Genomic DNA, 14,983 nt, shown 5'->3' with positions numbered 1-14,983 from the left:
CACAGCCTAGCGACCCGGCGGTCACCCGGCTGGACGCACATGCCGTGTCCGGCCACTCAATCCGCCCAACGGTCGCCCGCGTACGGTAAACGCAGTCACAGACACCGCTGCGAGGAGGAGACCAGTGACCAAGATCGTGATCATGGGCGGAGGCCCCGCCGGTTACGAAGCGGCACTGGTCGCGGCCCAGCACGGAGCCGACGTCACCATCGTCGAGCGTGACGGCCTGGGCGGCGCGTGCGTGCTCTACGACTGTGTCCCGTCGAAGACGTTCATCGCCTCCTCCGGCGCGCTGGCGAACATGCACGACCTTCGCGAGCTCGGCATCAACACCGACATGGCCGACACCAGCGTCGACCTGCCGACCGTCCACGGCCGGGTGAAGGGTCTCGCGCTCGCGCAGTCCGCCGACATCCGCGCCCGCGTCCAGCGCGAGGGCGTCCGCGTCGTCATCGGCCAGGCCCGCTTCGACGACGAAGAGGCCGGGCTCGCCACGCACAAGGTCGCCGTCACCGCCCCCGACGGCTCGACCGAGGTGCTCGACGCCGACGTCGTCCTCATCTCCACCGGTGCCACCCCGCGCGTGCTGCCCGGCGCCGTGCCGGACGGCGAGCGCATCCTCGACTGGCGCCAGCTCTACGACCTGCGCGAGCTGCCCGAGCACCTGGCCGTCATCGGTTCGGGTGTCACCGGCGCCGAATTCGCCTCGGCCTACACCGAGATGGGTGTCAAGGTCACCGTCGTGTCCAGCCGCGACCGCGTGCTCCCGCACGAGGACGCCGACGCCGCCGCCGTGCTCGAAGAGGTCTTCTCGCAGCGCGGCACCACGGTCGTCAAGCAGGCCCGCGCCGACAAGGTCGAGCGCACCGAAAAGGGCGTCGAGATTCACCTCGCCGACGGCCGCGTGATCGAAGCCAGCCACGCGCTGATGACCGTCGGTTCGGTGCCCAACACCACCGACATCGGCCTGGAGAAGGTCGGCATCGAGCCCGGCCCCGGCGGCTTCATCGGCGTCGACCGGGTTTCCCGCACCAGCGCGCCCGGGATCTACGCCGCCGGCGACTGCACCGGGGTGCTCATGCTGGCTTCCGTGGCCAGCATGCAGGGCCGCATCGCGATGTGGCACGCGCTCGGTGAGGGTGTCGCGCCGATCAAGCTCAAGACCGTCGCCGCCAACGTGTTCACCCACCCCGAGATCGCGACCGTCGGCATCAGCCAGCAGGCGATCGACTCGGGTGAGGTGCCCGCCCGCACCATCATGCTCCCGCTCGCGACGAACGCCCGCGCGAAGATGGAAGGCCTGCGACGCGGTTTCGTGAAGCTGTTCTGCCGCCCCGCCACCGGCGTGGTCGTCGGTGGGGTGGTCGTGGCGCCGACGGCGAGCGAACTCATCCTTCCCATCGCGCTCGCCGTCCAGAACCAGCTCACAGTGGAACATCTGGCACTGACATTTTCGGTGTACCCGTCGCTGTCGGGGTCGATCACCGAGGCGGGCCGCCAGTTGATGCGCCACGACGATTTGGACTGATCGCCTCCGGGGAAGCAACCCTCGCGGGGGCGCCCGCGTCTAGCGCGTGTCGGTGTTTCGTTGACAGCTAGGGGTTTTCCGTGATCGGCAGGGTTCTCGCCGGAGTGGTGGCGATCGGTGCGACGGTGCTGGCGGGGGCGTCGGCCGGTTTCGCTCAGCAACCCGAGCCGGATCCCGGTGTCACGGTGCAGCTCAACGACGACACCGCCTACGAACTCGGGCTCGTCAACAAGTACGTGCACGGCGACGCCAACGTGGCGCTGGCGCGATGCCCCGGCGGCGACGGGCTGAAGGCGCCGGCGTCGACGACGTTCTCTTCGCCGGTGCTGAGCATCGGGAAGTACGACTACGGCCCGCTCATCGGGGTCCCGGCGAACGTCAGTGCCGACGTCGAACTCAACGACGGCACCGCGCCCGGCAGCTACCCGCTGACCGTCAACTGCAACGGAAAGTCTTATACGGCAACGTTCACCGTTCCTCCCCGGCAGGTGAGCGCGGTGCCTTCCGGTGCCGCTCACGCGGGCGATGGCAGCATGGCGTCCTGACCGCTTCCCGAACGGGGTGAGCATGAAGGTGCGATGGGCACCGCTGGTGCTCGCGGTGGTTCTGGCGGCCGTCCTGCCCTGCCGGGGCGAGGTCGCTCCGCCGCGAGCCCCGGAACGGGCCGCGGAGACCGTCACCCGAGGGCTGCCCAAGGCCGATCCGGTGTCGATCGACGTGCCGAAGATCGAGGCGACGTCCAGCCTGATCCCGCTGGGGCTCAACGCGGACGACACCATCGAGGTGCCGCCGGTGACCCGGCCGATGCAGGCGGGCTGGTACGTGCACGCGCCGACACCGGGGGAAGTCGGGCCTTCGGTGATCCTCGGCCACGTGGACGGGAACAAGCAGAAGGGCATTTTCTTCCGGCTGAAGGAACTGGCGCCCGGCGACAAGGTCTCGATCACCCGCGAGGACGGCGTGACGGCCGAGTTCGCGGTCACGAAGGTCGAGCGGGTGGCGAAGGACAGGTTCCCCACCGACGCCGTCTACGGCGACACCGCCGAGCCGGAACTGCGGCTCATCACCTGCGGCGGGGTGTTCGACAAGGCGTCGCGCAACTACCTCGACAACGTCATCGTGTTCGCCCGGATGATCTCGTCCCGTAGCGCGTGAAGGCCCCGGCTCCGGCGGCCACCGCCGGAGAAACGACGTTCCGCCCGGTNGCCGAGGGGCTGTAGATACGCCCGCCGAGCAGGAGCGTCGGCTCAGCCGAGGGAAGGGGGCCTTCACGCGCAAAGTGGTAGGTCAGTCTTCGTCGACCCAGTCGAAGGTCTTCGTGACCGCCTTCTTCCAGTTCCGGTACTCGGATTCGCGGCGGGCCTCGTCCATCGACGGGTCCCACTGCTTGTCCTGCGCCCAGTTGTTGCGGATGTCGTCCTCGCTCTCCCAGAACCCCACGGCGAGACCGGCCGCGTAGGCCGCGCCGAGCGCGGTGGTCTCGTTGACCACCGGCCGGATCACGGGCACGCCGAGGATGTCAGCCTGGAACTGCATGAGCAGCTCGTTGACGACCATCCCGCCGTCGACCTTCAGCGACTTCAGCGGGACGCCGGAGTCGGCGTTCATCGCGTCGATCACCTCGCGCGACTGGAACGCCGTCGCCTCCAGGACCGCCCGCGAGATGTGCCCCTTGTTGACGAACCGGGTGAGGCCGACGATCGCGCCACGGGCGTCGGAGCGCCAGTACGGCGCGAAGAGACCCGAGAACGCCGGTACGAAGTACGCGCCACCGTTGTCCTCGACGGTGCGGGCGTGCTGCTCGACCTCGGCCGCCGAACCGATCAGGCCGAGGTTGTCGCGCAGCCACTGCACGAGCGAACCGGTGACCGCGATCGAGCCTTCGAGCGCGTACACCGTGTCGTTCGAGCCGATCTTGTAGCAGACCGTGGTGAGCAGCCCGTTGTCCGACATGACCTTCTCGGTGCCGGTGTTGAGCAGCATGAAGTTGCCGGTGCCGTAGGTGTTCTTGGCTTCCCCCGGCGAGAGGCACGCCTGCCCGAAGGTCGCCGCCTGCTGGTCGCCGAGGATGCCCGAGATCGGGACTCCGGCCAGCGCGCCCTTCTCCCGGACCTTGCCGTAGGTCTCCGAAGACGACCGGATCTCCGGGAGCATCGACAGCGGGATCGTCATCTCCTCGGCGATCTCGGCGTCCCAGGTAAGCGTGTCGAGGTCCATCAGCATGGTCCGCGACGCGTTGGTCGGGTCGGTGACGTGCACGCCGCCGTCGACCCCGCCGGTCATGTTCCACAGCACCCAGGTGTCCATGTTGCCGAAGATCAGGTCCCCGGCTTCGGCCTTCGCGCGGGCGCCGTCAACGTTGTCGAGGATCCACTTGATCTTCGGCCCGGAGAAGTAGGTCGCCAGCGGCAGGCCCACCTTCGCGCGGTAGCGCTCCTGCCCGCCGCCGAGCGCGCCCAGGTCGCTGACGATCTTGTCGGTGCGGGTGTCCTGCCACACGATCGCGTTGTACACCGGCTTGCCGGTGGTGCGGTCCCAGACCAGCGTGGTCTCGCGCTGGTTGGTGATGCCGACCGCGACGATGTCGCTCGCGACCAGGTCCCCCTTGGCCAGCGCGCCCGCGGCGACGGCCCGCGTGTTCTCCCAGATCTCTTCGGCGTTGTGCTCGACCCAGCCCGCCTTCGGGAAGATCTGCTCGTGTTCCCGCTGGTCGACGGCGACCACCCGGCCGGAGTGGTCGAAGATCATGCAGCGGGTCGACGTGGTGCCCTGGTCGATCGCGGCTACGTACGAAGTCATCGAAGCTCCAGTCTCAGGTCAGGTTGTGGACGGCGAGGAACAGCAAGGCGGCCAGGGCACCGCCGACCAACGGGCCGGCGACCGGGACCCAGGAGTAGCCCCAGTTCGGGTTGGCCTTGTTCTTGATGGGCAGCAGGAACGCGTACGCGATGCGGGGGCCGAGGTCTCGGGCCGGGTTGATGGCGTAACCGGTCGGGCCACCGAGGGACTGGCCGATGACCAGCACGACGAACGCTACACCCGCGTAACCGAGCGCGGAGTTGCCGAAGTTCGGCGTGCCGCCCTCAGCCGTGGCGTTGGCGTAGACCGGGCTGAGCAGGATCCACGCGACCAGCACGAAGGTGCCGATGATCTCGGTGACGAGGTTCCACGTCTTGTTCGGGATCTGCGGCGCGGTCGAGAAGATGCCGAGCGTCTCGTCGCGCTGCGGGTGGTCGTCGAACTGCAGTTTGTAGGCGGCCCAGCAGAGCACGGCGCCGAGGATCGCGCCGACCATCTGCCCGGCGAAGTAGATCGGGACGTCCGCCCACTTCGTCTTGTCCGCGATGGCGAGGCCCAGCGTCACCGCGGGGTTCAGGTGCGCGCCACTCGGCGCGGCGATGCTGGCACCGGCGAAGACCGCGAACGCCCACCCGAAGGTGATCATCACGACGCCGCCGTTGTGGCCGTTGTTCTTGCGCAACACGTGGTTGGCGACCACGCCGTTACCCAACAGGATCAGGACCGCCGTTCCCAGCAGTTCCCAGACGAATATGGCTCCTGCACTCACCGCTTGACCTCCACTTTGGACATTCCGCGCAGGGTCGAACACGGTGTGCTACGGCGCCCTTGCCGACCCACGTCCGTGGCACGTTACCGTCGCGTATTTGTTCCTTCCAGGCATCGCGGGAACCAATCCTTCCAAGATCGACGAGGGTTACGCCACACGTGTCACCCGCATAACGGACCGGTCGCGGCCGATCGTGCGATGCTGGAGCCACAGCGGCACCAAGGAGGAATGTCACGTGGCAAGCTCTCAGCGCGAAGCCGAAAACAGCCCCGCCAGGCTGGGACCGCTCAAGCGGGAAGAGTCTTGGCAGCGGCTGGGTGAGGACAAATTCGACCTTGTCGTCATCGGCGGCGGAGTGGTCGGGGCGGGCACGGCGCTCGACGCCGCGACACGCGGCCTGCGGGTCGCCCTCGTCGAAGCGCGCGACCTCGCCTCGGGCACGTCGAGCCGGTCCAGCAAGCTCTTCCACGGCGGGCTCCGTTACCTCGAACAGCTGGAATTCGGCCTGGTGCGGGAAGCTCTGCGGGAACGCGAGCTGATGCTGACGACGATCGCCCCGCATCTGGTGAAACCGGTCAGCTTCCTGTACCCGCTGACCCACCGGGTCTGGGAGCGCCCGTACACCGCGGCCGGTCTGCTGATGTACGACACGATGGGCGGGGCGCGGTCGGTGCCCGGCCAGAAACACCTGAGCCGCGCGGGCGCGCTGCGGATGGTCCCGGCGCTGAAGCGGTCCGCGTTGATCGGCGGGATCCGTTACTACGACGCGCAAGCCGACGACGCGCGCCACACGATGACCGTCGCCCGCACCGCCGCGCACTACGGCGCCGTGGTGCGCACCTCTACCCAGGTGGTCGGTTTTCTCCGTGAGGCGGACCGTATTTCCGGGGTCCGCGTGCGCGACGTCGAGGACGGCCGCGAGACCGAGATCCACGCCTCCGCGGTGGTCAACTGCACCGGCGTGTGGACCGACGAGCTGCAGCGCCTTTCCGGTGGCCGCGGCCGGTTCCGCGTGCGGGCGAGCAAGGGCGTGCACATCGTCGTCCCGCGCGACCGGATCGTCTCGGAATCGGGCATGATCCTGCGCACCGAGAAATCCGTGCTGTTCGTCATCCCGTGGCGCAACCATTGGATCGTCGGGACCACCGACACCGACTGGAACCTCGACCTCGCGCATCCCGCCGCGACGAAGCACGACATCGACTACCTCCTCGAACACGTCAACACCGTGCTCGCGACACCGCTGACGCACGACGACATCGAAGGCGTCTACGCGGGTCTCCGGCCTTTGCTGGCCGGGGAAAGCGAAGAGACGTCGAAGCTTTCGCGTGAGCACGCGGTCGCGCGCGTCGCGCCGGGACTGGTCGCGATCGCGGGCGGCAAGTACACGACGTACCGCGTGATGGCGGCCGACGCCGTCGACGCCGCGGCCGTCGACCTTCCAGGCAGGCCGCAGTCGTCCATCACGGACAAGGTGCCGCTGCTGGGCGCGGACGGGTACCACGCGCTGGTGAACCAGGCCGACCACCTGGCCAGCGAGCATGGGCTGCACCCGTACCGCGTGCGTCACCTGCTCGACCGGTACGGCTCGATGGTGCACGAGGTCCTCGCACTCGGCGAAGGACGTCCGGAACTGCTGAAGCCGCTGGAGCACGCTCCGGACTACCTCGGTGTCGAGGTCGTCTACGCGGCCAGCCATGAGGGCGCGCTTCACCTGGAAGACGTGCTCGCGCGCCGGACGCGGATCTCGATCGAGTACGCGCACCGCGGCGTCGACTGCGCCGCGCAGGTCGCCACGCTGGTGGGCGAAGTGCTCGGCTGGTCGAAGGATCAGGAGAACCGCGAAGTCGAGGTGTACAAGGCGCGGGTCGACGCGGAACGGGAGTCCCAGTCGCAGCCGAGCGACGAGGCCGCCGACGCGTTGCGTTCTGCCGCGCCGGAGGCGCGCTCGGGGATCATCGAGCCGGTGAGTTGATCGTCCCTGCCGCGTGGTGTGCCACGCGCGCAGGGATCGTTGCCTGATCCGGTGAACCTGGAATAGCGTCGGCCGTCCCAGAGACGGAAGGCGGCCTTGTGGTGTTTCTCGACTCGTCGACGTGGACGGACCGGATCTTCGCCGGAGGTTTCTGGGTGCCCGGGACCGGCGGCACCCGTGACGTCACGGAGCCCGCGACCGGAGCGGTCCTGGGAAGCGTGGGGATCGCCTCGGCCGAAGACGCCGCGAAGGCGGCGGAGACGGCGGCCGAGGCGCAGCGGGCTTGGGCGGCGACACCACATGTCCAGCGGGCCGCCGTCCTGCGCAAGGCGGCGCGCTTGTGGTCCGAGTACGCCGACGAGATCCGCTGGTGGAACGTCCGCGAGGTCGGCGCCGTGCCGGGAGTCGCGGGCTTTTCGCTGCACGTCGCGGAGCAAGAGTGCTACGAAGCGGCGGCGCTGCCAGGGCGCCCGTACGGCGAACTCCTGCCGAGCGAAGAGCCGCGCCTTTCGATGGCGCGCCGCGTCCCGGCCGGTGTGGTCACGGTGATCTCGCCGTTCAACATGCCGATCATCCTCGGCATCCGCTCGGTCGCGCCGGCGCTCGCGCTGGGGAACGCGGTCATCCTGAAGCCGGATCCGCGCACCGCCGTCACCGGGGGCGTGGTCCTCGCGCGGATCTTCGAGGAAGCCGGCCTGCCGCCGGGGGTGCTCCAGATGCTGCCGGGCGGCGCCGACGTCGGCGAGACTCTGGTGACGCATCCGGCGGTCCGGGTCATCTCGTTCACCGGGTCGACCGGCGCCGGGCGCAAGGTCGGCGAACTCGCCGGGAAGCACCTGAAGCGGGCACATCTGGAGCTGGGCGGGAACTCCGCGCTCATCGTGCTCGACGACGCGGACGTCGACGAGGCCGCCGGGGTCGCCGCGTTCGGCTCGTTCTTCCACCAGGGCCAGATCTGCATGACCACCGGGCGGCACCTCGTGCACGAGCGGCTCTACGACGACTTCGTCGAGCGGCTGGCGGCGAAGGCGGCCGCGCTGCGGGTGGGCGACCCGGCGCGGGACGAGGTGGCGCTCGGGCCGATCATCGACGCCGGGCAGCGGGACAAGATCCACGAGCTGGTCACGGCCAGTGTCGCGGCGGGAGCGCGGGTCGCCGCCGGCGCCGAGTACGACCGGCTGTTCTACGCCGCGACGGTGCTCGCCGACGTGCCGTCGACGGCACCCGCGGTCGCCGAGGAGATCTTCGGCCCGGTCGCACCGGTCGTGCGGTTCTCCGACGCGGAGGAGGCCGTCCGCCTCGCGACGGCGAGCGAGTACGGGCTGTCGCTGGGAATCATCACGCGCGATGTCCTCAAAGGACTGGAGCTGGCCGACCGCGTCCCGACCGGGATCGTGCACATCAACGACCAGACGGTCAGCGACGAGGCGAACAGCCCCTTCGGCGGCGTCGCCGCTTCGGGCACAGGAAGCCGCTTCGGCGGCGCGGCGGCGAACGTCGAGGCGTTCACCGAGACGCGGTGGGTCACCGTCCGGAACCCGCCGCCCACCTACCCCTTCTGACCCGCCCGCATTCAGTCCTCTGAATGCGATAGTTCGTGTCGCGTACTGCCGCATTCAGAGGACGAAACCAGGTCAGGCGGTGCGGCGCCAGCGGATGAGGCGCTCCCCGGTCGGGGCCGGCTCGAGTTCGGGTCCGACCAGGGTGAACCCGCATTTGCGGGCGACCGAAGCGGACACCTCGTTGGTCTCTTCGTAGCGGTAGCTGACCTCGCGCAGGCCGAGCCCGCCGAAGCCGAAACGCAGGGCCGCGTTGAGCGCGGTGCTCGCGACCCCCTTGCCCCGCGACGCCGCGCGCACCCAGACCGACGCCTCCGCGTACCCGGCGTCGAGATCCAGGTCCCGCAGGCCGACCTCGCCCAGCAGATCCCCGGTCGTCGGCTCGGCCACCGCCCACGAACAGCGCTCGTCACCCGCCCACTGGGCGGCGCGCAGCGCGACGTACTCGGTCGCCTCGTCGAGGTCCCGCAAGCGGTAGTTCAGGACGTACTTACGGTGCGTCGGATCGGCGAAGGCCGCGACCAGCGCCGGACGGTCGTCGAGGGCCTTGTCCGCCCGCAGCTGCCGCAGGTAGTACTCGCCCGCGTTGATCTCCACCGGTTCCACCCTTCGAGGGTAGCCAGACCGGGGTGGCCCGCATACGGACCACCCCGGCCGGGGATCACCGCACGTAGCGCCAGACCACCGGCGTGCCGCCCTCGTCCAGCGGCTTGTTCGACGTGATTCCCGCGATCGTCCCGTCGTCCGAGACGACCCGGCCCTGCGCCCGTCCGAAACCCGCCGGGGTCGGCAACGCCCCGGACCGCTCGGTGCCCTGCCAGGTCACCGAGCGGTTCATGATCGGCTCGGGGGCAGGCTCCAGCCCGGTCGTGAGCCCGTGCGAGTTGAGATCGACGCCGTACACGCCACCGGGCAGCGCCTCGGCGGTGGTCGGCGTGCTCCACACGAACGCCTGCGAATCCTGGATCGCCGGGTCGTAGGCGCTACCGGTGATCCGGCCGTCCTCGATGGCCCTCACGGTCACGGACTCGTATCCGGCGGGAGCGGTGACCTCGGTGAGGTCGCCGTTCTTCCACACGAATCCGCCGTTGTAGAGACGGCTCAGCAGGACCGTGCCGTCGTCGTCGATGTCGGTCGCCAGCAGGCCGGCCGGGAGCAGTTCGGGACCGGACGAGGTGGCGGTGGCCCGCCACAGCACCGCGCGGGTGCCGTCCGGATCGTCCTTCTTGTGGGCGTTGCCGACCACGTCACCCTGGTCGTTGACGGCCACGCCGTAGACGTACGAGAACCCCGCCGGGACCGGGAGGACCCGGAACCCGTTCGCGTCGAGGACGAACGGCCTGGTCTCCCCGGTGTCGTAGTCGGACGCGTCGCCCACCACCGTGCCGGACCCGTTCTGGTCCCAGGCCATCGCCCATTCGTATCCGGCCGGTACCCCGTGGACGGTCGGCGCGCCGTTCTTCCAGGTGACGATCTGCGAGGTCCCGCCGATGGGGAAGGCGCCCGCGTAGCCACCGTGCCCGTCCGCTCCGGTGACGAAGCCCCGCGCGAGTTCGCTGCCCGCGGGCAAGGTCAGAAAAGTGGCCTCCCAGTGTCCTTCCGCCGCGTTCGCGGGCACGGCGCCCAACGCGGTCATTCCGATGGTGGTTGCGGCGAGGAGGACCCCGGCGCGCACTCTGGACTTCACGATCATGTTCGTCCCCATTTCCCCAGATCTGTACTGAGGGAACGCGGGAACCGGGCTTTCGGTTGCCTAGCGGCGACGGCTCATGATCAGCGCGACCGCCAGCGGCAGCAGGAAGACGAGGAACGTCCCGCGGGTGAAGAAGAACAGCGCGATCGCGACCGCCGCGGCTATCGGTACCGCGCTGGCCGTCAGCCATTTGGACGGCTGGACCTCGTTCTTCGCGGACGCCTGCGCGACACCGGGCATCGGGGGCAGGGGGAGCAGCGCGCTGGGGCGGGGCGAGGGCAGGTCGGTGAACAGCGGTTCGAGCTCGCTGGCCATCCTCGCCGCGCTGATCTTCGCCGACCGCGTCCCGAACTCGTCGAGGTCGAGTCTGCCGGTGCGGACATGCTCCTCCAGCGCTTCGAGCGCGTCTTGGCGTTCGGCGTCGCTCAGCCGCATGTCCGGTCTCTCGGCACTCACGTCCCGAGTCTACGGGCGGATCAGCCGTCCAGCTCCCGTCGGCGCTGCTTGCCGAGCTTCTTGTGGGAGTTCTCCCAGCCTTTGCCCCAGATGCTCTCGCCGACGGCGCTGATCCCGATCGGGACGAGGATGAACCACCAGGTGAGGTCGGTGGTGACGATGAGCACGATGGTGGCGATGAACAGGATAGGCAGGAGCGCGCCCATGACGCGCTGCGCCGGGGAGATGCCCGCCCACGGCGACGCCGGTTTCTCCGGCTCGCTCACGGCGGTCCCGGGCGTGTCGTAGCGCGGATGCGGTTCCGGCAGGTCGGCGAAGACCTCGGCCAGGTCGCCGCGTGTCTTGGCGGCGGTGATCCGGGCGGACCGCTCGCCGAACTCGTCGATGTCGATCCTGCCTGCGCTCATGTGCTCGCCGAGCGCGGTCAGCGCGGACTCGCGATCCTGATCACTGATCCGCAGCCGCGGAGACGGAACCTCGCTCACCCCTCCGATGGTAGGCCGGGCGAGGCCTCGTCAACCACGACATCCGTCAGTCTTTTCGCACTGGCGCAAAGGTGTTGTAGCGGTCGTGCCGTGCCCTTCACCCTGGTCACGCGTCCGGGAATCGGGCGTGATCGAGAGAGGGGGGACCTCATGCGGAAGTTCGTCACCAAGGTCGCGCTGGCGGCCGGGATCGCGGTCGCCGCGCTGCCGGTCGGCGTGGCGTCGGCAAGCGCCACGACCTCGCCGGGGGGCGATGCCGAGGTGCGCGGCGGCTGCTTGGGCAAGATCTGCGGCACGGTGCTCAACAAGTCCGGCCACGACATCTGGGCGATCCGCACGTTCGACTCGAACGGGCCGAAGCCCGGCACCGAGTGGCGGCGGCTCAAGCCCGGCCAGAAGACCCCGAAGAACCAGGATTGGGACGGCGTCTACGTCGAGTGCAAGGCCAAGGGCACGCTGTCCACCTGGACCTTCCCCGGATTCTGGTGGGACGAGGACTGGAAGGGCAAGGCGGGCTGGTGGTACAAGATCAGTACCGACCAGGACATCCACGTGGAGAAGCAGTACTGCTGATCCGCCGGTCCCGGTGAGTCCACAGTGGACTCACCGGGAACGCGGTCAGTCCTTCAGTTCGAACAGCTGGGTGCCCTGCGTCACCGCGGCGCCGACCTCGACCGCGAGGCCGGTGACCGTGCCCGCCTTGTGCGCGGTGACCGGGTTCTCCATCTTCATCGCTTCGAGCACGACGACCAGTTCGCCCGCTTCGACATGCTGGCCCTCTTCGACGGCGACCTTGACGATGGTGCCCTGCATCGGCGCGGTGACCGCGTCGCCGCTCACCGCCGCCTTGGTGCCGCCCGCGCGCTTGCGCGGCTTGGCCTTCACGGCCGTCCCGCCGCCACCACCGGCGTCGAGCGAGAAACCGCCGGGGAGCGACACTTCGAGACGGCGGCCGCCGACCTCGACGACGACGTTCTGACGCGGCGGCTCAGCCTCGGCCTCGGCCGCTTCCGGCGCCACGAACGGCTCGATGGTGTTCTCGAACTCGGTCTCGATCCAGCGGGTGTGCACGCTGAACCCGTTCTCGTCGCCGACGAAGGCCGGGTCGTTCACGATCACGCGGTGGAACGGCAGGACCGTCGCCATCCCGTCGGCGACCATCTCGGCCAGCGCGCGGCGGCTGCGCTCGAGCGCGTTCTGCCGGTCCGAGCCGGTGACGATCAGCTTCGCGAGCATCGAGTCGAACTGGCCGCCGATCACGCTGCCGGACTCGACACCCGAGTCGACGCGGACGCCGGGGCCGCTCGGTGCGACGAACTTCGTCACAGTGCCGGGCGCCGGCAGGAAACCGCGGCCGGCGTCCTCACCGTTGATGCGGAACTCGATCGAGTGGCCGCGCGGTTCCGGGTCCTCGGTGATGCGCAGCTTCTCGCCGCGCGCGATACGGAACATCTCGCGCACGAGGTCGAGGCCCGTGGTCTCCTCGGACACCGGGTGCTCGACCTGCAGCCGCGTGTTGACTTCGAGGAACGAGATCGTGCCGTCGACGGCGACGAGGTACTCGACGGTCCCGGCGCCGTAGTAGCCGGCTTCCTTGCAGATCGCCTTCGCGGATTCGTGGATGCGCTTGCGCTGATCGTCGGTCAGGTACGGCGCGGGTGCCTCCTCGACCAGCTTCTGGTGGCGGCGCTGCAGCGAACAGTCGCGGGTGCCGACGACGATGGCGTTGCCGTGCTGGTCGGCGAGGACCTGCGCCTCGACGTGGCGCGGCTTGTCCAGGTAGCGCTCGACGAAGCATTCGCCGCGGCCGAAGGCGGAGATCGCCTCGCGCGTCGCGGATTCGAAGAGCTCCGGGATCTCCTCGCGGGTGCGGGCGACCTTCAGCCCGCGGCCGCCGCCGCCGAACGCGGCCTTGATCGCGACCGGCAGGCCGTGCTCGTCGGCGAAGGCGACGATCTCGTCGGCGTTCGCGACGGGGTCCTTCGTACCGGGCACGAGCGGAGCCCCGGCGCGCAGCGCGATATGGCGTGCGGTGACCTTGTCGCCGAGGTCGCGAATGGACTGCGGGCTCGGCCCGATCCAGGTGAGCCCGGCGTCGATCACGGCTTGGGCGAAGTCCGCGTTCTCGGAAAGGAACCCGTAGCCGGGGTGGACCGAGTCCGCGCCCGACCTCTTGGCGGCGTCGAGCAGCTTGTCGAAGACGAGATAGCTCTCGGCCGCGGTGGTGCCGCCGAGGGCGAAGGCCTCGTCCGCGAGACGGACGTGGGGTGCGTCGCGGTCCGGGTCGGCGTAGACGGCCACGCTGGTCAGCCCGGCGTCCTTCGCCGCCCTGATCACCCGTACCGCGATCTCCCCGCGGTTCGCGATCAGGATCTTGGTCACCGGACCACCTGTGCCGGCCTGCTCGGTCACGCCGTACCTCCTGCGTTCGCACGTCGGGCCGCCCCGATGCGGCTCCGCAGCAGTTTACGGAAGTTCCCGCCCCGATTAGTGAGAGCAAGGCCACCCAGTGACCTTCGTTTATACCAGCGCGGGGCGGTGCCGCAGTTCTTCTGGAAGGTCGGAATCGAGCACGATCAGGTCGTACGGCTGGGCCTGGTGGACCCGGCCGAGGTGCTCGGATTTGACCAGTGCCCACGGCTGGTGCGGACCGCAGCACTCGACCAGTCGCTGCACGGAACTGAAGGCGATCAGCGCCATCCGGCCGTCCTTGGTCGGGCGGAGTTCGATCTCCGCGCTCGTGTAGTCCTTCGGCTTTTTCGCCGTGGGGAGGAACAGTGCGGTGGGCAGTCCGGGGTTCGTCACAGGAACAACATAGACGTGCACTCTGCGCTAGATCACTTACGCTCTCGGATATGCGGACTCAGGAAGCACGGGCGCCGCGATCCGTGCTGCTCACCGCGCTGCTGGCGGTGGTGGTGACGGCAGGCGTGTTCGTGGCCGTGATCCTGCTCCGCCCCGCCGCTCCCGTGCCCACCGGTGACCCCGGCGTGCCTCGGGTGTCCGATGCCGCCCCGAGCGCGCCCGGCGTCAACTGCGGCGACGCCGCCTGCCGGGAGATCGGCGCGATGACCGTCGGCGGGCTGCCCGTCGTGCTGCTGGCCGACGACGCGGGGAAGCAGGGTGTGGTCCGGATCGGGTCGGACACCGTGTACCCGCTGATCGTCAACGACATGGGGGTCACCCTGAAGGGCGATTCTCTGCGCTGTGTCGACGGCACGACGCCGGTGTGCCTGGTGCGTGGCGAAGTGGGCGGCGGCTCGGCGGGCGAGTTGTTCGTCGCGCGCGGCGAGATCTGGCGGGACACCGGGAAGCCCTATTTCTCCGACGCCGGGACGGTCGCCCTGCACGATGTGACCGCCGACGGGATCGCGGACGTCATCGTCGTGCGGCACGAATGCCCCGGCGCGCAGTCCGGCTCGGCGCGGTGCCAGGCGGCGCCGGTGCTCGCGGAGGTCTACGACGTCGCTCGCGGCTCGGTGGGCTGCACACGCCGGTACACCGCGCCTTCGGAGCTGAGGGGATGGCCGGATGTGCGGCTGACGAAGGCGGATCTGAGGGCCTGCCCCTGAGGGAGAGCAAGGGACCTTTGCTATCACTTCTCTCAACGTCAAGAGAAGTGGTAGCAAAGGTCCCTTGCTTCCTTTTCGCAGGTCAGGCGCGATGGCTCGCCTCACTGTGTGGATTTCGGGGCATCTAACGACCCGAAATCCACAAGA

General features: G+C 69.3%; 15 protein-coding genes. 7 read left to right on the top strand and 8 right to left on the bottom strand.

What is annotated here, in order from left to right; translation table 11 throughout:
- Positions 1-124: 124 nt before the first annotated feature.
- The 3 genes from LCL61_RS40170 (at position 125) to LCL61_RS40160 (ending at position 2,683) form a co-directional block, all read left to right on the top strand.
- Complete coding sequence (locus LCL61_RS40170; RefSeq protein WP_340684569.1) at positions 125-1,528, top strand: NAD(P)H-quinone dehydrogenase; 1,404 nt, start codon at positions 125-127, stop codon at positions 1,526-1,528.
- Positions 1,529-1,632: 104 nt separating this feature from the next.
- Positions 1,633-2,073, top strand: coding sequence for a hypothetical protein (locus LCL61_RS40165; protein ID WP_340688801.1), 441 nt, complete (start codon positions 1,633-1,635; stop codon positions 2,071-2,073).
- Positions 2,074-2,095: 22 nt separating this feature from the next.
- Positions 2,096-2,683, top strand: a complete 588-nt coding sequence (locus tag LCL61_RS40160; RefSeq protein ID WP_340684568.1) for a class F sortase — start codon at positions 2,096-2,098, stop codon at positions 2,681-2,683.
- A gap of 132 nt (positions 2,684-2,815) precedes the next feature.
- Here the strand turns inward: LCL61_RS40160 and glpK are convergent, their stop codons facing one another.
- Together glpK and LCL61_RS40150 are read right to left on the bottom strand one after the other, a co-directional pair.
- Positions 2,816-4,327, bottom strand: a complete 1,512-nt coding sequence (glpK, locus tag LCL61_RS40155) for a glycerol kinase GlpK (RefSeq protein WP_340684567.1) — start codon at positions 4,325-4,327, stop codon at positions 2,816-2,818.
- A gap of 13 nt (positions 4,328-4,340) precedes the next feature.
- Positions 4,341-5,096 carry an MIP/aquaporin family protein gene (locus LCL61_RS40150; protein ID WP_340684566.1) on the bottom strand — a complete coding sequence of 252 codons (756 nt, stop codon included), beginning with the start codon at positions 5,094-5,096 and terminating at the stop codon, positions 4,341-4,343.
- A 235-nt stretch (positions 5,097-5,331) separates the two neighbouring features.
- Here LCL61_RS40150 and LCL61_RS40145 point away from each other — a divergent pair, with 235 nt between their 5' ends.
- Both LCL61_RS40145 and LCL61_RS40140 read left to right on the top strand, forming a co-directional pair.
- Complete coding sequence (locus LCL61_RS40145) at positions 5,332-7,071, top strand: glycerol-3-phosphate dehydrogenase/oxidase (protein WP_340684565.1); 1,740 nt, start codon at positions 5,332-5,334, stop codon at positions 7,069-7,071.
- 98 nt (positions 7,072-7,169) lie between these two features.
- Positions 7,170-8,633 carry an aldehyde dehydrogenase family protein gene (locus LCL61_RS40140; RefSeq protein WP_340684564.1) on the top strand — a complete coding sequence of 488 codons (1,464 nt, stop codon included), beginning with the start codon at positions 7,170-7,172 and terminating at the stop codon, positions 8,631-8,633.
- Between the two features lie 72 nt (positions 8,634-8,705).
- Here LCL61_RS40140 and LCL61_RS40135 read toward each other — a convergent pair whose 3' ends face one another.
- From LCL61_RS40135 to LCL61_RS40120, 4 genes are read right to left on the bottom strand one after another with little or no spacing between them, the layout of a single operon-like run.
- The gene (locus LCL61_RS40135) at positions 8,706-9,236 is read right to left on the bottom strand and encodes a GNAT family N-acetyltransferase (RefSeq protein WP_123798275.1); all 531 of its coding nucleotides are present in this window, start codon (positions 9,234-9,236) and stop codon (positions 8,706-8,708) included.
- Positions 9,237-9,291: 55 nt separating this feature from the next.
- The gene (locus LCL61_RS40130; protein WP_340684563.1) at positions 9,292-10,323 is read right to left on the bottom strand and encodes a hypothetical protein; all 1,032 of its coding nucleotides are present in this window, start codon (positions 10,321-10,323) and stop codon (positions 9,292-9,294) included.
- A 60-nt stretch (positions 10,324-10,383) separates the two neighbouring features.
- Entirely contained in the window at positions 10,384-10,758 is a 375-nt protein-coding gene (locus LCL61_RS40125) for a DUF1707 SHOCT-like domain-containing protein (RefSeq protein ID WP_034304743.1), read from the bottom strand.
- A 41-nt stretch (positions 10,759-10,799) separates the two neighbouring features.
- Complete coding sequence (locus tag LCL61_RS40120; protein ID WP_340684562.1) at positions 10,800-11,264, bottom strand: DUF1707 domain-containing protein; 465 nt, start codon at positions 11,262-11,264, stop codon at positions 10,800-10,802.
- A gap of 150 nt (positions 11,265-11,414) precedes the next feature.
- Here LCL61_RS40120 and LCL61_RS40115 point away from each other — a divergent pair, with 150 nt between their 5' ends.
- Complete coding sequence (locus tag LCL61_RS40115) at positions 11,415-11,837, top strand: hypothetical protein (protein WP_340684561.1); 423 nt, start codon at positions 11,415-11,417, stop codon at positions 11,835-11,837.
- A gap of 45 nt (positions 11,838-11,882) precedes the next feature.
- Here the strand turns inward: LCL61_RS40115 and LCL61_RS40110 are convergent, their stop codons facing one another.
- Positions 11,883-13,676, bottom strand: coding sequence for an acetyl/propionyl/methylcrotonyl-CoA carboxylase subunit alpha (locus LCL61_RS40110; protein WP_340684560.1), 1,794 nt, complete (start codon positions 13,674-13,676; stop codon positions 11,883-11,885).
- 108 nt (positions 13,677-13,784) lie between these two features.
- Positions 13,785-14,069: an SAV_915 family protein gene (locus LCL61_RS40105; protein ID WP_340684559.1), complete on the bottom strand. Its 285-nt coding sequence runs from the start codon at positions 14,067-14,069 to the stop codon at positions 13,785-13,787.
- Positions 14,070-14,152: 83 nt separating this feature from the next.
- Between LCL61_RS40105 and LCL61_RS40100 the strand changes: the two genes are divergently transcribed.
- Positions 14,153-14,836, top strand: a complete 684-nt coding sequence (locus LCL61_RS40100) for a hypothetical protein (RefSeq protein ID WP_340688800.1) — start codon at positions 14,153-14,155, stop codon at positions 14,834-14,836.
- Positions 14,837-14,983 lie beyond the last annotated feature (147 nt).

The sequence above is a fragment of the Amycolatopsis coloradensis genome, from assembly GCF_037997115.1.
Classification (GTDB): Bacteria; Actinomycetota; Actinomycetes; order Mycobacteriales; family Pseudonocardiaceae; genus Amycolatopsis; species Amycolatopsis coloradensis_A.
This window is presented reverse-complemented; position numbering and strand designations above follow the sequence as displayed.